The sequence below is a fragment of the Pseudomonas sp. B21-053 genome (genome assembly GCF_026016365.1).
In the GTDB taxonomy this organism is placed as follows: Bacteria; Pseudomonadota; Gammaproteobacteria; order Pseudomonadales; family Pseudomonadaceae; genus Aquipseudomonas; species Aquipseudomonas nunensis.
This window is the reverse complement of record NZ_CP087205.1, coordinates 2,471,510-2,485,287: the sequence shown is the minus strand read 5'-3', so window position 1 is coordinate 2,485,287 and position 13,778 is coordinate 2,471,510. Positions and strand designations below refer to the sequence as shown.

Annotated in this window: 16 protein-coding genes; 9 read left to right on the top strand and 7 right to left on the bottom strand. The window is 60.6% G+C overall.

Annotated elements, in window-relative coordinates; translation table 11 throughout:
- Positions 1–7 precede the first annotated feature (7 nt).
- Entirely contained in the window at positions 8–946 is a 939-nt protein-coding gene (locus tag LOY68_RS11480; protein ID WP_265044692.1) for a hypothetical protein, read from the top strand.
- Here the strand turns inward: LOY68_RS11480 and LOY68_RS11475 are convergent.
- The 5 genes from LOY68_RS11475 to LOY68_RS11450 all read right to left on the bottom strand — a co-directional run bounded on the left by LOY68_RS11475 (position 943) and on the right by LOY68_RS11450 (position 5,603).
- Positions 943–1,422, bottom strand: coding sequence for a VOC family protein (locus tag LOY68_RS11475; protein ID WP_265044691.1), 480 nt, complete (start codon positions 1,420–1,422; stop codon positions 943–945). The genes LOY68_RS11480 and LOY68_RS11475 overlap by 4 nt on opposite strands.
- A 200-nt stretch (positions 1,423–1,622) precedes the next feature.
- Positions 1,623–2,474, bottom strand: a complete 852-nt coding sequence (locus LOY68_RS11470) for an urea carboxylase-associated family protein (protein WP_265044689.1) — start codon at positions 2,472–2,474, stop codon at positions 1,623–1,625.
- 14 nt (positions 2,475–2,488) lie between these two features.
- On the bottom strand, positions 2,489–3,154 hold the full coding sequence (locus tag LOY68_RS11465) for a GntR family transcriptional regulator (RefSeq protein WP_054615367.1): 666 nt from the start codon (positions 3,152–3,154) through the stop codon (positions 2,489–2,491).
- Positions 3,155–3,170: 16 nt separating this feature from the next.
- Positions 3,171–4,679, bottom strand: coding sequence for an amino acid ABC transporter permease/ATP-binding protein (locus LOY68_RS32095; RefSeq protein WP_320110093.1), 1,509 nt, complete (start codon positions 4,677–4,679; stop codon positions 3,171–3,173).
- A gap of 69 nt (positions 4,680–4,748) precedes the next feature.
- Positions 4,749–5,603, bottom strand: coding sequence for an ABC transporter substrate-binding protein (locus LOY68_RS11450; protein ID WP_265044687.1), 855 nt, complete (start codon positions 5,601–5,603; stop codon positions 4,749–4,751).
- A 95-nt stretch (positions 5,604–5,698) separates the two neighbouring features.
- On the opposite strand from LOY68_RS11450, the gene LOY68_RS11445 reads away from it, so the two are divergent.
- A complete protein-coding gene (locus LOY68_RS11445) occupies positions 5,699–5,917 on the top strand; it encodes a hypothetical protein (RefSeq protein ID WP_265044686.1) in 219 nt (72 codons plus the stop codon).
- Between the two features lie 159 nt (positions 5,918–6,076).
- On the opposite strand, the gene LOY68_RS11440 is transcribed toward LOY68_RS11445, so the two are convergent.
- Complete coding sequence (locus LOY68_RS11440; protein WP_265044685.1) at positions 6,077–6,802, bottom strand: hypothetical protein; 726 nt, start codon at positions 6,800–6,802, stop codon at positions 6,077–6,079.
- Positions 6,803–6,825: 23 nt separating this feature from the next.
- Here LOY68_RS11440 and msrA point away from each other — a divergent pair, with 23 nt between their 5' ends.
- The 5 genes from msrA to LOY68_RS11415 all read left to right on the top strand — a co-directional run bounded on the left by msrA (position 6,826) and on the right by LOY68_RS11415 (position 12,054).
- Positions 6,826–7,332, top strand: coding sequence for a peptide-methionine (S)-S-oxide reductase MsrA (gene msrA, locus LOY68_RS11435; RefSeq protein WP_054048897.1), 507 nt, complete (start codon positions 6,826–6,828; stop codon positions 7,330–7,332).
- Between the two features lie 168 nt (positions 7,333–7,500).
- The gene (locus LOY68_RS11430) at positions 7,501–8,316 is read left to right on the top strand and encodes an alpha/beta fold hydrolase (protein ID WP_265044683.1); all 816 of its coding nucleotides are present in this window, start codon (positions 7,501–7,503) and stop codon (positions 8,314–8,316) included.
- Complete coding sequence (locus LOY68_RS11425; protein ID WP_265044681.1) at positions 8,306–9,487, top strand: PAS domain-containing sensor histidine kinase; 1,182 nt, start codon at positions 8,306–8,308, stop codon at positions 9,485–9,487. Before LOY68_RS11430 ends, LOY68_RS11425 begins: the two co-directional genes overlap by 11 nt.
- 334 nt (positions 9,488–9,821) lie before the next feature.
- Complete coding sequence (locus LOY68_RS11420) at positions 9,822–10,595, top strand: ABC transporter substrate-binding protein (protein ID WP_265044679.1); 774 nt, start codon at positions 9,822–9,824, stop codon at positions 10,593–10,595.
- A 25-nt stretch (positions 10,596–10,620) separates the two neighbouring features.
- Positions 10,621–12,054 (top strand): N-acyl-D-amino-acid deacylase family protein, encoded by a 1,434-nt coding sequence (locus LOY68_RS11415; protein WP_265044678.1) that lies wholly within the window; start codon positions 10,621–10,623, stop codon positions 12,052–12,054.
- Positions 12,055–12,102: 48 nt separating this feature from the next.
- Here LOY68_RS11415 and LOY68_RS11410 read toward each other — a convergent pair whose 3' ends face one another.
- Complete coding sequence (locus LOY68_RS11410) at positions 12,103–12,483, bottom strand: RidA family protein (RefSeq protein ID WP_265044676.1); 381 nt, start codon at positions 12,481–12,483, stop codon at positions 12,103–12,105.
- A gap of 220 nt (positions 12,484–12,703) precedes the next feature.
- Here LOY68_RS11410 and LOY68_RS11405 point away from each other — a divergent pair, with 220 nt between their 5' ends.
- Positions 12,704–13,156: an Ohr family peroxiredoxin gene (locus LOY68_RS11405; RefSeq protein ID WP_054048907.1), complete on the top strand. Its 453-nt coding sequence runs from the start codon at positions 12,704–12,706 to the stop codon at positions 13,154–13,156.
- Between the two features lie 104 nt (positions 13,157–13,260).
- Complete coding sequence (locus tag LOY68_RS11400; protein WP_054048909.1) at positions 13,261–13,713, top strand: Ohr family peroxiredoxin; 453 nt, start codon at positions 13,261–13,263, stop codon at positions 13,711–13,713.
- The last annotated feature ends 65 nt before the right edge of the window (positions 13,714–13,778 follow it).

Sequence of the window (13,778 nt, the reverse complement as noted above, 5' to 3'; positions counted from 1 at the left end):
AGTGGGGTTGCTCGCGAAAGCGGTGGGTCAGGTGACATTGATTTTGGCTGGGTCACCGCCATCGCGAGCAAGCTCGCTCCCACAGGGGATCTTTGGTGTTGTCGAATATTCGGCCTGCCACAGAATCAATGTGGGAGTGAGCCTGCTCGCGAAAGCGGTGGGTCAGTCGACATTGATTTTGACTGGGCTGACGTCTTCGCGAGCAAGCCCGCTCCCACAGGGGATCTTTGGTGTTATCGAATATTCGGCCTGCCACGGAATCAATGTGGGAGCGGGCTTGCTCGCGAAAGCGGTGGGTCAGGCGGCATTGATTTTGGCTGGGCCGGCGCCATCGCGAGCAGGCTCGCTCCCACAGGGGATCTTTGGTGTTGTCGAATATTCGGCCTGCCACAGAAGCAATGTGGGAGCGGGCTTGCTCGCGAAAGCGGTGGGTCAGGCGGCATTGATTTTGGCTGTGCCGGCGTCTTCGCGAGCAGGCTCGCTCCCACAGGGGATCTTTGGTGTTATCGACTATTCGGCCTGCCACAGAATCAATGTGGGAGTGAGCCTGCTCGCGAAAGCGGTGGGTCAGTCGACATTGATTTTGGCTGGGCTGACGTCTTCGCGAGCAAGCCCGCTCCCACAGGGGATCTTTGGTGTTGTCGAATATTCGGCGCGCCACAGAATCAATGTGGGAGTGAGCCTGCTCGCGAAAGCGGTGGGTCAGTCGACATTGATTTTGACTGGGCTGGCGCCTTCGCGAGCAGGCTCGCTCCCACAGGGGATCTTTGGTGTTGTCGAATATTCGGCCTGCCACAGAATCAATGTGGGAGCGGGCCTGCTCGCGAAAGCGGTGGGTCAGGTGACATTGTTTTTGACTGGGCTGACGTCTTCGCGAGCAAGCCCGCTCCCACAGGGGATTGGGGTTGGCCACACATTTTGCGAACGACACCGGACAAGATGCTAACCCCGAATCGCCGCCTCAATCGCCGCGATGTCGATCTTGCCCATGGTCATCATGGCGTCGAATGCGCGTTTGGCTTTGGCTTGATCTGGGTCGGTGACGGCATCGGTCAGGACGCGGGGGCTGATCTGCCATGACACGCCCCACTTGTCCTGGCACCAGCCACAGACATTTTCCTTGCCGCCGTTTCCGACAATCGCGTTCCACAGGCGGTCGGTTTCGGCTTGGTCGTCGGTGGCGACCTGGAACGAAAACGCCTCGTTATGCTTGATCCCCGGCCCACCGTTGAGCCCGAGGCAAGGGATGCCGATCACGGTGAATTCGACCGTCAAGATATCGCCCTGCTTGCCCGCTGGATAGTCGCCAGGCGCGCGGTGCACGGCGCCCACTGCGCTGTCCGGGAAGGTCTTGGCATAGAACGTTGCAGCGTCGAGTGCAGTGCCGTCGTACCAGAGACAAATCAGGTTTTTGCTGACCATTTTGGTTCTCCAGAATTGGGAATGACCCGTTCATTGTAGGAGCTGCCGAAGGCTGCGATCTTTTGGCGTTTGTGACGGCGCCAAAAAATCAGGATCAAAAGATCGCAGCCTTCGGCAGCTCCTACGCGAGGTTTGAGTACGCCCGCGTCATCGGGCAACACCCGGCGCCGTTGGAGGTCCGGGTGTCGTCGCCCCCGCCGTTACTTCTCCCACTCAGCCTTGGGAATCAGCAAGCCATGGTTGCCGTTATAGGCCGCACGCTCAGGCTGTTTCCAACCTTCCAGCAGCGATTCGTCGAGACGGTAAATCTCCACGCCCAACGGCCGGCAAACCTTCAACGGATCTTCCGCATCCGGCCCCCACATCGGCAATGACAAGTCACCGCCCGGACAGGTGGACAGCGCACACAGCAGATCGATTTCCGCAAAGAATTCCAGGTAATCACCCTGCTTCGCCGGGCACGCCTTCATGAAGTACATGTCGTCGTGATTGAGGCCGGTGCACTGGAAAATGTTCAGCACATCGTGCACGTCGAACTCGGTCAGGCCGTGAGGCAACACGGCGCGGGTCAGGTTGGAGTGGCAGTGATGATGGAAGTCCTCGCCGGTGAGCATCTTGTTCACGTAAGGATCACAACGGGTGCCGAGCAGGTCGTGCAAACGGCCACCATGTTCGTCAATGCCGTAGCCGGCCAGGCTGTCGTCGGTGATGGTGACCATCGGCCGCAAGAACGGCAGGTTCGACCATAACCGGTCGTAAGTGGTGACGTGCGCGCCTTGCAACTGGCGGGTGCGGGACGCCCACATGCGTTCGCGGGGATCGTTGGCGCTCCACACATTGAAGTCGCCAACCTGCGGCCCCACCGGCGTGGTCACGCGAAATACATGCCCCGCCGGCACTTTCCAGGCCCGGCCGGTGCGGATCGGCACTTCGAATTGCTCGACCAGCGTGCGGCCATCCTTGCTTTCACGCACACGGTCATAAAACGCTTTATCGACCTGCAAGGCGGCGCCTTTGCTGACTTGGTAAGCCGCTGGATAATCCTTGTACATGATGGATCCTCTCTTCAGTGTTTGGGTTGGCTGCTCAGGATGTGCAGCAGCTCCGTTTCGGAGTCGTTGAGGTAGCTGCTCATGGCTTCCTCGGCGTCTTTCTTGCGACCATCGCCCAGCAAGTCGTGAATGTGTCGATCACGTTCGAGCCAGGGTTTCTGGAAGGTTTCCTCGCTGGGCGCGTTGGAAAACACCAGGCGCATCTGCGCCGCCACATGGGTGAAGAATTCGTCGAACAGCGGGCTGCGCATCAGGCCGACGATGTGTTGGTGAAAACGCAGACTGTGGGTGCCGAAGGCTTGCCAGTTCTCACGATCCTGGGCCAGTTGCGCCGCCTCGATGGCATCGAGCATCAGGTCGGACTGGTACTCGCGCAGCGGCTTGCTCGCGGCAATCGCCTGCAATTCAAGGGTGCGGCGGACCTTGAAGATGTCGCGCACATCGTCGATGCCCATTCGGCGCACCATCACGCCTTTGTTGCGCACATAACTGGTCAGGCCTTCGCGACCCAACTGGTGCAACGCCTCACGCACCGTGTTGCGCGAGGCGTTGTAGGCGTTGACCAGCTCGCTTTCGACCAGCGCCATGCCCGGCAACAGTCGCCCGCCGATGATGTCTTCGCGCAGCTCGATGGCGACCTGGTCCGGCAGCGACAGGCTTTTTTCCTTGGGTTGACTCACCGTTGCACTCCTCCGCTCACGCCAGTTGTACGTCTTTGAGGAATTTGGTCATGCGCTCGCTGCGCTGCTCCAGCATCTCGCGCGGCGCGGCGTTCTGGATAATCTCGCCACCTTCCATGAACACCACCCGGTCGGAGAGCCGGAAGGCGAAGTTCATTTCATGGGTCACGATCACCATCGTCATGCCTTCGCGGGCCAGTTCCTCGATCACGGCCAGAACGTCGCCCACCAGTTCCGGATCGAGAGCCGAGGTCGGCTCGTCGAACAGCATTACCGACGGTCGCATGGCCAGCGCCCGGGCAATCGCCACCCGCTGTTGCTGACCGCCGGACAGTTGATGCGGGTATTTGCCGGCGTGTTCCAACATGCCCACTTTGCGCAACAGCGCCAGGCTCAACAAGCGCAGCTCATCGCCGCCGCCATGGGCGTGATAGACCGGTGCGAGCATGACGTTTTCCAGGGCGGTCTTGTGCGGGAACAGGTTGAAGCCTTGGAACACCATGCCGACCTGCACAATGCCTTGCATGTGTACCTTGTGGCCCAACGCGCCCTGCGGTTCTTTTGTGCCCCGCAGAAAGGGTTGGCCCTGCAGGGTGATTTCGCCGTGGTCGAGGCTTTCCAGGCCGTTCATGGTGCGGATCAGCGTAGTCTTGCCCGATCCGGATGGGCCGATGATCGACACCACTTCGCCCCAACGCACATTCAGCTCGACGCCTTTGAGCACTTCCAGCTCGCCATAGGACTTGCGCACGCCCCGCGCCTGCAACGCAAACTCGCCGGGCTCAGCCTGACCGGCCGCACGCCGGGTCGCTACCTGCCCGAGTTCGACGGCGGCGATGCGCTTGGGTTTGCGCCGGGTCACGTCCAGATGGTTTTCCAGCAGCCGCAGCAGACGGCTGAACACCGTGACGATAAACACGTAGTAGAAGGCCACCGCGAACATGGTCTCCATGACCAGGAAGTTCTGGGTGTAGAGCTGTTGGCCGACCAGCAGGATTTCCGACAGCGAAATCACCGAGACCAGCGAGGTCAGCTTGACGATGGTGATGTATTCGTTGGCCAGGGTCGGCAAGGCGACGCGCAGCGCCTGAGGCACCACGATCAGCCGCTGCACGCCGCGATAACCGACGCCCAACGCCTTGCCCGCTTCCAGTTGACCCTTGGCCACCGCCAGCAAACCACCGCGATGGATCTCGGCGATATACGCCGCTTCACTCAGCACCAACGCGATCAGACCGGCCGAGTACGGGTTGGACAGCAACGCGCTGGTGGACGGATACGCCTGGGGCAAGTTGTAGACGAAGATCAACAGCACCAGCAGCGGCAGGCTGCGGAAGAACCAGATATAGAGGCCCGCCGCATCCCGCAGGAAACGTCGCTGCGACTGTCGCGCCAGGGCCAGGAAGAAGCCCAGGACGATACCCAGCAGCCAGGTTTCCAGGCTCAGTTCGACCACTGTCGCCACGGCGCGCCAGAAGTCGCCGTTCCACAACAGGCCCAAGGTGTAATGCCAATCGAATTGCATGTACGTACTCCGCGTTGCTGTGAGGTTTCCACAGCCTGGAAAGAATCGATGAATCGGCTACCGAATGGCTCAGGGTGCAGGGGTGCCCAGCGCTGCGTTGACTTCCTCGGCATTCGGTTCGTCCAGGTTGTAGCGGGCGAGCAACTCGCCGTAGCTGCCGTTCTGTTTGATCTGGCCGAGTGCCGTGGTCAGTTCCCCCAACAGCGCCTGATTGCCTTTGCGCACCGCCAGGCCGATGACCACCGGGTAGATCAGTTCGGTGGAGCTGATCACCGTTTTACCCTGCAGTTTTTGCACGGTGATCTTGGCCACGGCGGGGTCTTCCATCTGCACGTCAACCGCCTTGGCCAGCAGGGCCTGGGCTGCTTCCGGCGAGGTCGGGAATTCACGGGACTCAATCGCCGGTTTACCCGAGGCCAGGCAATAGTCGGCGGACACTTTGTTGAGTTTCGGCACCCAGGACGCGCCTTTGATCGAGCCCACGCGTTTGCCGCACAGGTCTTCCGGGCGCTGTGGCCGGAAGTCACTGGCAGTGAGCACCATCAGCGAAGACCCGGTCTTCAGGTAGCTGAGAAAATCCACCTGTTTGGCGCGTTCCGGGGTGACGTACAGCGCCGAGGCGACCAGGTCGTAACGCTGGGCATTCACACCCAGGATCAGGTTGGCAAACCGCGTGTCGAGAAAGCGCGGCGCCAGCCCCAGTTGTTTGCCGATCAACTGGATGAATTCGGGATCGAAGCCGCTGGGCTGCTTTTGTTCCAGATAGGTGTATGGCGGATAGGTCAGGTCGGAACCGACCGACAGCTCGCCCGGCTTGAGCGTGCCCTTGATCTCGGCGGCAGACAGCAACGGCGCCACGCACGCCAGGGCGACCGTTAACGCAAGGTTGCGCTTGGTGTTCTTGCCAGTCAGACCTTTTTGCATGTTCTTATCCTCGGTTGGCGGGTGATGACGATTGTTCAACAATCGTGTAACCACACACATGCGTTTAGCGTGCCAAATCCAGAATCGAAGGTCTGATGGAAAGTTTTTTATCTGTGAATTGTTCTTTTTCGACGGGCGCGCATGCCAATCCAGTGCACGTGGTTACCGAAGGCCACGTCGCGGGGCAAAAAGCAGCGGTTTTTCAGGCGGGGATGACGTTTCAGGCTGTTACCCATCGCGCACGTCCCGGACCGATGGTCAGCGGCTCGAGCCCGTCGCCATTGGCGATCTATACTTTTGAGTTCGATATCTGAGCGTCACGCAACACGTCGACACCTGTGCGCTGTGCAGCGCACCCGTGCCAATCGCCAACGTAACCAGCCCGAGCCCCAGCGTCGGATCGTTCGACCGACCGTGCTCGATGGCTTTGCGGCTGATGGGTTATGGAGAACATCATGAAATATAAGTTTTTTTCAGGCGTTGTATTGGCACTTGCGGCCACTGTGGTAATGCCGGGTGCGTGGGCGGCAGAGGCGCGAGCCTTGGCTTCGGATGGTGCGGATCATGTAGGCGCGGGATCGGTTGCGGCGGATGGTTCTGATCATGTCGGGGCTGGGGCAGTTGCTTCCGATGGGGCCGATCATGTTGGCGCTGGGGCAGTTGCGTCCGATGGTTCCGATCACGTCGGCGCCGGCGCAGTCGCCTCTGACGGTTCTGATCACGTCGGGGCTGGGGCAGTTGCTTCCGATGGGGCTGATCACGTTGGTGCCGGAGCAGTCGCGTCGGATGGCGCGGATCATGTCGGTGCCGGCGCAGTCGCCTCCGATGGCGCAGATCACGTCGGTGCCGGAGCAGTCGCCTCCGATGGTTCCGATCACGTCGGTGCCGGGGCTGTCGCTTCCGATGGCGCGGATCACGTCGGTGCCGGCGCAGTCGCCTCTGACGGTTCCGATCACGTCGGTGCCGGCGCAGTCGCCTCTGACGGTTCCGATCACGTCGGTGCCGGCGCAGTCGCCTCCGACGGTGCCGATCACGTCGGCGCTGGAGCCTTGGCCTCCGACGGCGCAGATCACCTCAATGCTGCTCGCCTCGCTTACTCGCGCAGTGGAATAGGTTCTGATCGCGTGGCATCCTCGCTCATGGACGGCAGTTACTCCGACCAGTTCAACAGCCCGATCGGTAACCAGTAAACGGGCCACTTCATCAAGGGGAATGACTATCCATGACGACGCAAACCGAAACCGCCATCCTGGCCGGTGGTTGCTTCTGGGGCATGCAGGATCTGCTGCGACGCTATCCCGGCGTGGTGTCCACGCGGGTCGGTTATTCGGGCGGCGATGTGCCGAACGCGACGTATCGCAACCACGGTAACCACGCCGAAGCGATCGAGATCGTGTTCGACCCGGAGCAGATCAGCTACCGCCAGATTCTCGAGTTTTTCTTCCAGATCCATGACCCGACTACCCAGAATCGCCAGGGTAACGATATCGGCGCCAGCTACCGCTCCGCCCTCTTCTACCTCAGCGATGAGCAGAAACGGGTCGCCGAAGACACCATCGCCGACGTCGAGGCTTCCGGCCTCTGGCCTGGCAAAGTCGTCACCGAAATCACCCCGGCCGGCCCGTTCTGGGAAGCCGAACCGGAACATCAGGACTACCTCGAACGCCTGCCCGACGGCTACACCTGCCACTTCATCCGCCCCAACTGGAAACTGCCGCGACGAGCGTAATCACACAACAGAGGCGGCTCGAATGAGTCGCTTCTGTTACACCCGTTGCCACCTCACCCGACTGCTTTATCAAAACGGCATGCGGCTTTAACGCGTGACCGGATACCTTTGACTATCTACACTGCCAAAGACGCCAAAAATGCCTTTGGCCAGTTCGAGAAAACACGCATGGATCTTCAACATCGCAACAACGTGAAAGTGCTGGGTGAAGGTCCGTCGACACTGGTCTTTTCCCACGGCTTCGGTTGCGACCAGACCATGTGGCGTTACCTCGTCGACCACTTCACCGGTCGCTTCAAGGTCGTGCTGTATGACCTGGTCGGTGCGGGCCAGTCGGACCTCGATGCGTATGATCGGGAAAAATACAACTCGCTGGCCGGGTACGCCCGGGACCTGGGTGAGATCATCGATCAATACGCCAGCGGCCCGGTGATTGTCGTCGGCCACTCCGTCAGCGGCATGATCGGCGCCTTGGCTGATCGACTGTCCCCCGGCAAAATCGCCGCCCACGTGATGATTGGCCCTTCGCCCTGCTACATCGATGTCGACGACTACGTGGGCGGTTTCAAACTCGAGGACATCCACTCGCTGCTCGATACCCTCGACAGTAATTACCTCGGCTGGTCCAGCACCATGGCCCCGGTCATCATGGGCGCACCCGGGCAACCGGCGCTGGGCGAAGAGCTGACCAACAGTTTCTGCCGCACCGAGCCCGAGATCGCCAAGCAATTTGCGCGGGTGACGTTCCTGTCCGACAACCGCCAGGACATCGCCGGGCTGACCACGCCGACCCTGATTGTGCAATCCACCGACGACCTGATCGCCCCCGTCGCGGTCGGCGAATACCTGCACGCCGTCCTGCCCAACAGCACGCTCAGCCTGGTGGCCAACGTCGGCCATTGTCCGCACATGAGCGCGCCGAGTGCCTGTTCCGAAGCGATGGACCAGTTCCTGTCGCCGTGGATGGGTGCCAATGTCGACTGAGCAACCGTCGCTGCCCGACGCGCAGACACTGTTCGAACAAGCCCCCTGCGGATTGGTGGTGACGAAAGAAGATGGCACGATCCTGCGCAGCAATCAGACGTTCAGCCTCTGGATCGGCTTCGACGCCCAGGCGTTGATCGGTCGGCGTTTCCAGGATCTGCTGACCATGGGCGGGCGGATTTTCCATCAAACCCATTGGGCGCCGCTGATGCAGATGCAAGGCTCGGTGGCCGAGGTGAAACTCGATCTGATCCATCAGGAAAAACGCACCGTCACCATGTTGCTCAACGGTGTCCGCCGCGAACACGCTGGCAGTGCCTATTATGAACTGGCGCTGTTCGGCACCACCGATCGCGACAAGTACAAGCGCGAACTGCTCAACGCCCGGAAAATCGCCGAAGACCTGGTGCGTGAAAAAACCGCGGCTGAAACCGCCCTGCAACGCGCCCAGATCGAACTGAACGACGCCTACGAAAAATCCCTGCGCCGCGCCACGTTCGCCGAGCAAATGGTGGCCATCGTCAGCCACGACCTGAAAAACCCGCTGACCGCCATCAAGATGGCCTCCGAGGTCCTCGCCCGCGCTGAACGCACGCCCAAAGAAAGCAAAATGCTCGGCCACATCAGTCAGTCGGCGGACCGTGCCGAAAGGATGATCGCCGACCTGCTGGACTTCGCCCTGGCCCGAGTCGGACGCGGCATTGCGATCTCACCTGACTGGCTCGATCTGCACCGGTTTATCAGCCATAGCATTGATGAACTGCGTGTCGCCTTCCCGCAAGCGACGCTGCTGCATCAGTCCATCGGTTCGGGCAACGCGTATCTGGATGCTGACCGCGCGCAACAGATTATCGGCAACCTGGTCGCCAACAGCGTGGCTTATGGTGATTTGCAGCAGCCGATTACCGTGACGTCGGAATGGATCGAAGATCACGCCGTTATTGCGGTGCATAACCACGGGACGGTAATCCCGGACGCGTTGCTGGCGGTGCTGTTCGAGCCCATGACCCGGGGCACGGAAACCGACAGTGACGTGCGCAGCGTCGGGCTTGGGTTGTTCATTGTCCGGGAAATCGCCAGGGCGCATGGCGGGGATGTTTCGGTGGTTTCAAAAACCGGCATTGGCACGACGTTTAGCGTGCGCTTTCCGGTAGTCGACACTCAGCATTGAACGCGCTCCCCACCTGATCAAACTCTTCAACGCCATCAGTTCGAATCTGCAACCCCACCTTGACGTTGCTCTGGAACACCTGCGCCTTAAAGCACCGGGCGCGCCCTCAGTCCATGTTCAACATCCCCTCCTATCACCCCGGCCAACGCCGCGATTGACACTTATAGACTTAACTGTCTATTGTGGAAAAAAATAACAGAAAGCCCGTTTCCATGGGCCACGCCAAGGTTGTCTTCAGTCGTCTATCTGCCCGTCCACCTCAATCAATCAATCAATCAATAAGGGGCTCGTCCGTCGATGGTCTGCGGCCTGCCCCGGAAACAGGAGAGACACCGTGAACAAAGCACTATGGCTGGGACTCGCATTGGCAGTGTGCACCTTGGGTGCCCAGGCGGCGGACAAGCCGTTGCGGATCGGCATCGAAGCGGCTTATCCGCCGTTCGCGTTCAAGACGCCTGACGGCAATATTGGTGGCTTCGACTACGACATCGGCAATGCCCTGTGCGCGAAAATGCAGACCCAATGCGTGTGGGTCGAACAGGAATTCGATGGCCTGATTCCCTCCTTGAAAGTGCACAAGATCGACGCGGCGATTTCCTCGATGCTGATCACCGATGAACGCAAACGCTCGGTGACCTTCACTGACAAGTACTACGCAACCCCGGCCCGTCTGGTGATGAAGGAAGGCGCGCAAGTCGATGACAGTTTCAGTTCGCTCAAGGGCAAGCGCATCGGCGTGCAGCGCGGCGCGACCCAGGATCGTTTCGCGACCGACAAGCTGCAACCGCTAGGGGTGGAAGTGGTTCGATACGGCTCGCAGTCGGAAATCTACCTGGACCTGGTGTCTGACCGCCTCGACGGCACCATCGCCAATGCCGCGCCGCTGGAAGAAGGCTTCTTGAAGACCCCGCGCGGCAAGGGTTTCGCCTTTGTCGGGCCGGAGCTGCGCAGCAAGGAATACTTCGGTGAAGGCGCCGGCATTGCGGTGGCCAAGGACAACACCGAACTGGCCCAGCGTTTCAATGCGGCGATCCAGGCCCTGCGTGCCGACGGGACTTACTTTCAGGTCCAGCAGAAGTACTTTACCTACGACATTTACGGCAACTGAAACCTGCCGCGCGGGAGTCCCTTGCATGACGGTCATTCAAACGCTGATCCGCAATGCCACCCTCATCGACGGCACGGGGGCCGCTCCATTTATCGGCGATCTCGCAGTCGTGGACGGGCGCATCCATGCCATCGGCGATTTGTCCGGGCTTGAGGCGCTGAGCGTGATTGACGCGGGTGGCAAGATCCTCAGCCCAGGCTTCATCGACGTGCACACTCACGATGACCTGGCACTGCTCAACCAACCGGCGATGCTGCCGAAAATCTGCCAGGGCGTGACCACGGTGATCGTCGGTAACTGCGGCATCAGCGCGGCCGGGGTGCGTCTGCGCGGTGAGCCACCGGACCCGATGAACCTGCTCGGTGGCGCCGCAGATTTCAAATACCCGAGTTTTGCCGATTACGCGACGGCCATCGAAGCGGTCCGGCCGGCGGTGAACGTCGCGGCGCTGGTGGGGCATACCGCGTTGCGCGCCAATCATATGGAGCGCTTCGACCGCCCCGCCACACCCCTTGAGCTGGAGGGCATGCGCGACGATTTGCAGGCGGCTCTGGATCAAGGTGCGCTAGGCCTGAGCACCGGGCTGGCCTACCGCAATGCGCTGCAGGCACCGACAGTGGAAATTGATTATCTGGCGGCGACTTTGCAGGCGGTCGGCGGGATCTATGTGAGCCACATCCGCTCCGAAGATGACGCAATTATCGAAGCCATTGACGAGGCCATCGACATCGGTCGAGACGCCGGGGTGCCGGTGATCATCTCGCACCTCAAGTGCGCCGGGCGGCAGAACTGGGGGCGCAGCACGGCGATTCTGGGCCGGCTCGATACGGCTCGGCAGCAGCATCCCGTGGGTTGTGATTGCTATCCCTATGCGGCGAGTTCGACCACGATTGACCCAGCCATTGTTGATGACGGTTTCAAGATCCAGATCACCTGGTCTACTCCGCACCCGGAAATGGCCGGCAAAACCCTCGAGGAAATAGCCGGGATTTGGAATCTGCCGCAGGTTGAGGCCGCGCAACGGCTGGAACCGGGCGGTGCGATTTATCACGAGATGGAGGAGCGTGATGTGCAGCGCATCCTGGCGCATCCGCAGACCATGATTGGCTCGGATGGTTTGCCGAACGACCCGCGTCCGCACCCTCGGTTATGGGGCACTTTTCCTCGGGTACTCGGGCATTACAGCCGCGATCAGGCGTTGTTTACGCTTGAAGAAGCCGTGCGCAAGATGACCGGACTGCCAGCCGAGCGTTTCGGGCTGCGCGATCGTGGTCAACTGTGCGTCGGCGCGCACGCCGATCTGGTGCTGTTCGACGCCGCCGCTATCCGCGACTGCGCTACCTTCGACGAGCCGACGCTGCAACCCCAAGGCATCGACGCGGTGTGGGTCAACGGCGAACTGTCTTTTAGCCAGGGAAGCAGCACCGAGGCGCGCAGCGGGCAGTTCATTCGCCGCTAGAGCGTAGCGGCCGCGCGCAATGCACGGCCGCCAGATCAGTCCGCAGACTCAGCCCTTCGCTGCCATCGCGGTGACTTCCACACGCATGCCTTCCACCGCCAACGCGGCCACGCCGACAGCGGCGCGTACCGGCCACGGCTTGGCGAAGAAGCGCTGGTACACCTCGTTGAACGCGGCGCGGTCGGCCATGTCGGTGAGGTAAATGGTCAGGTGCAAGACCCGATCCATGGAACTGCCAGCGCCTTCCAGCGCGATTTTCAGCGCCTGCAAGGTGCATTCACTCTGCTCGACAATCCCGCCCAGTTCCAGGCTGCCATCGGCACGCGTGGGGATCTGCGTGGAAACCAGCAGGCCACCGAAACCGGCGACGTCGGAGGAAATGGAGTCCGCGTCTGGGTCGGGGATGAAGGTGATGTCTTGGTTTGCCATTGAGGATCTCTTGAAGATGGATCGGGCGATGAGTTTACAGCCCCATCGCCAGACTGTTCGAGCAATGCCTTCGAAATACCGCGCGACGCCACTCGTCGGCTAGCCCCTAAATTCCCTGTTGACACGTCTCTGCATCTGGAGGAATATTATTCCATCGGATACGATATAAACGTATACGATAACAAACCCAAACCTAATGCAATTTTTGAGGATTCATCCCATGAGCAAGATCGAAAAAGTCCTGGCCAGCGGCAAAACCCACACCACCCTGAGCAGTGCTGGAACCACTTCCCGTGGCCATAACGGCAGCGTCGATATTCAGCTCTCTTCGCCTGGCAGCACCCAACCGGCCCACGTGTTCACCGCCATCCAGCCACACCCGACCGCCGAGCAACTGTTCTCCGGCGCCTGGTCTGCCTGCTTCATCGCCGCTGTCGGCCTCGCCGCCAAGCAACTGAACGTCGAGCTGCCAGCCGATCACGCAGTCGACATCGAAGTCGATCTGGGCCAGACCGGTCAGGCCTACTTCCTCCAGGCTCGCTTGACCCTGCGCGTTCCAGGTCTGTCGGAAGACACCGCCAACGCACTGGTACACGCCGCCGACAGCATCTGCCCGTACTCGAAAGCGATCAAAGGCAACATCGACGTGGCCCTGAACGTTCTCACGGCGTAACGCCCTGAGCAGAATTGATAACACCTGACCTACTAAAAGCCCCACATATATCGCATGCGATACACTCGCATGCGAACATCACTACAAAACAGTGAGAATCCATCATGAGCAAGATTGAAAAAGTATTGGCCACCGGCAAAACCCACACCACGATCAGCAGCACTGGGACCACCTCCCGTGGGCATAACGGCAGCGTCGACATCCAGCTCTCGTCGCCCGGCAATGCGAAGCCAGCCCACGTGTTTGCGGGCACCCAACCACACCCGGCCGCCGAGCAACTGTTCGCCGGCGCGTGGTCGGCCTGCTACACCGCTGCTGTTGGTTTGGTGGCCGGTGAAATGAACGTGGTGTTGCCGTCGGATTTCTCCGTGGATATCGAAGTCGATCTGGGCCAGACCGGTCCGGCCTACTTCCTCCAGGCGCGGCTGACGTTGCGAGTGCCAGGCCTGGCGCATGATGTGGCGACGACCCTCGCGCACACTGCCGACCAGATCTGCCCGTACTCGAAAGCAACGCGCGGCAATATCGACGTGGCTCTGAACGTTCTCACGGCGTAACACCCCGTGTGGCCGGTTCGACGCTGCCCTGCGCGTCGAACCGACCGCCCACCATCGAAGGCCGC

What these genes read in the sequence shown, in the direction of transcription:
- LOY68_RS11475 (WP_265044691.1), bottom strand. Translation starts at nt 1,422, where the DNA reads ATGGTCAGCAAAAACCTGATTTGTCTCTGGTACGACGGCACTGCACTC.
- LOY68_RS11470 (WP_265044689.1), bottom strand. Translation starts at nt 2,474, where the DNA reads ATGTACAAGGATTATCCAGCGGCTTACCAAGTCAGCAAAGGCGCCGCC.
- LOY68_RS32095 (WP_320110093.1), bottom strand. Translation starts at nt 4,679, where the DNA reads ATGCAATTCGATTGGCATTACACCTTGGGCCTGTTGTGGAACGGCGAC.
- LOY68_RS11450 (WP_265044687.1), bottom strand. Translation starts at nt 5,603, where the DNA reads ATGCAAAAAGGTCTGACTGGCAAGAACACCAAGCGCAACCTTGCGTTA.
- LOY68_RS11445 (WP_265044686.1), top strand. Translation starts at nt 5,699, where the DNA reads ATGGAAAGTTTTTTATCTGTGAATTGTTCTTTTTCGACGGGCGCGCAT.
- msrA (WP_054048897.1), top strand. Translation starts at nt 6,826, where the DNA reads ATGACGACGCAAACCGAAACCGCCATCCTGGCCGGTGGTTGCTTCTGG.
- LOY68_RS11430 (WP_265044683.1), top strand. Translation starts at nt 7,501, where the DNA reads ATGGATCTTCAACATCGCAACAACGTGAAAGTGCTGGGTGAAGGTCCG.
- LOY68_RS11425 (WP_265044681.1), top strand. Translation starts at nt 8,306, where the DNA reads ATGTCGACTGAGCAACCGTCGCTGCCCGACGCGCAGACACTGTTCGAA.
- LOY68_RS11415 (WP_265044678.1), top strand. Translation starts at nt 10,621, where the DNA reads ATGACGGTCATTCAAACGCTGATCCGCAATGCCACCCTCATCGACGGC.
- LOY68_RS11410 (WP_265044676.1), bottom strand. Translation starts at nt 12,483, where the DNA reads ATGGCAAACCAAGACATCACCTTCATCCCCGACCCAGACGCGGACTCC.
- LOY68_RS11405 (WP_054048907.1), top strand. Translation starts at nt 12,704, where the DNA reads ATGAGCAAGATCGAAAAAGTCCTGGCCAGCGGCAAAACCCACACCACC.
- LOY68_RS11400 (WP_054048909.1), top strand. Translation starts at nt 13,261, where the DNA reads ATGAGCAAGATTGAAAAAGTATTGGCCACCGGCAAAACCCACACCACG.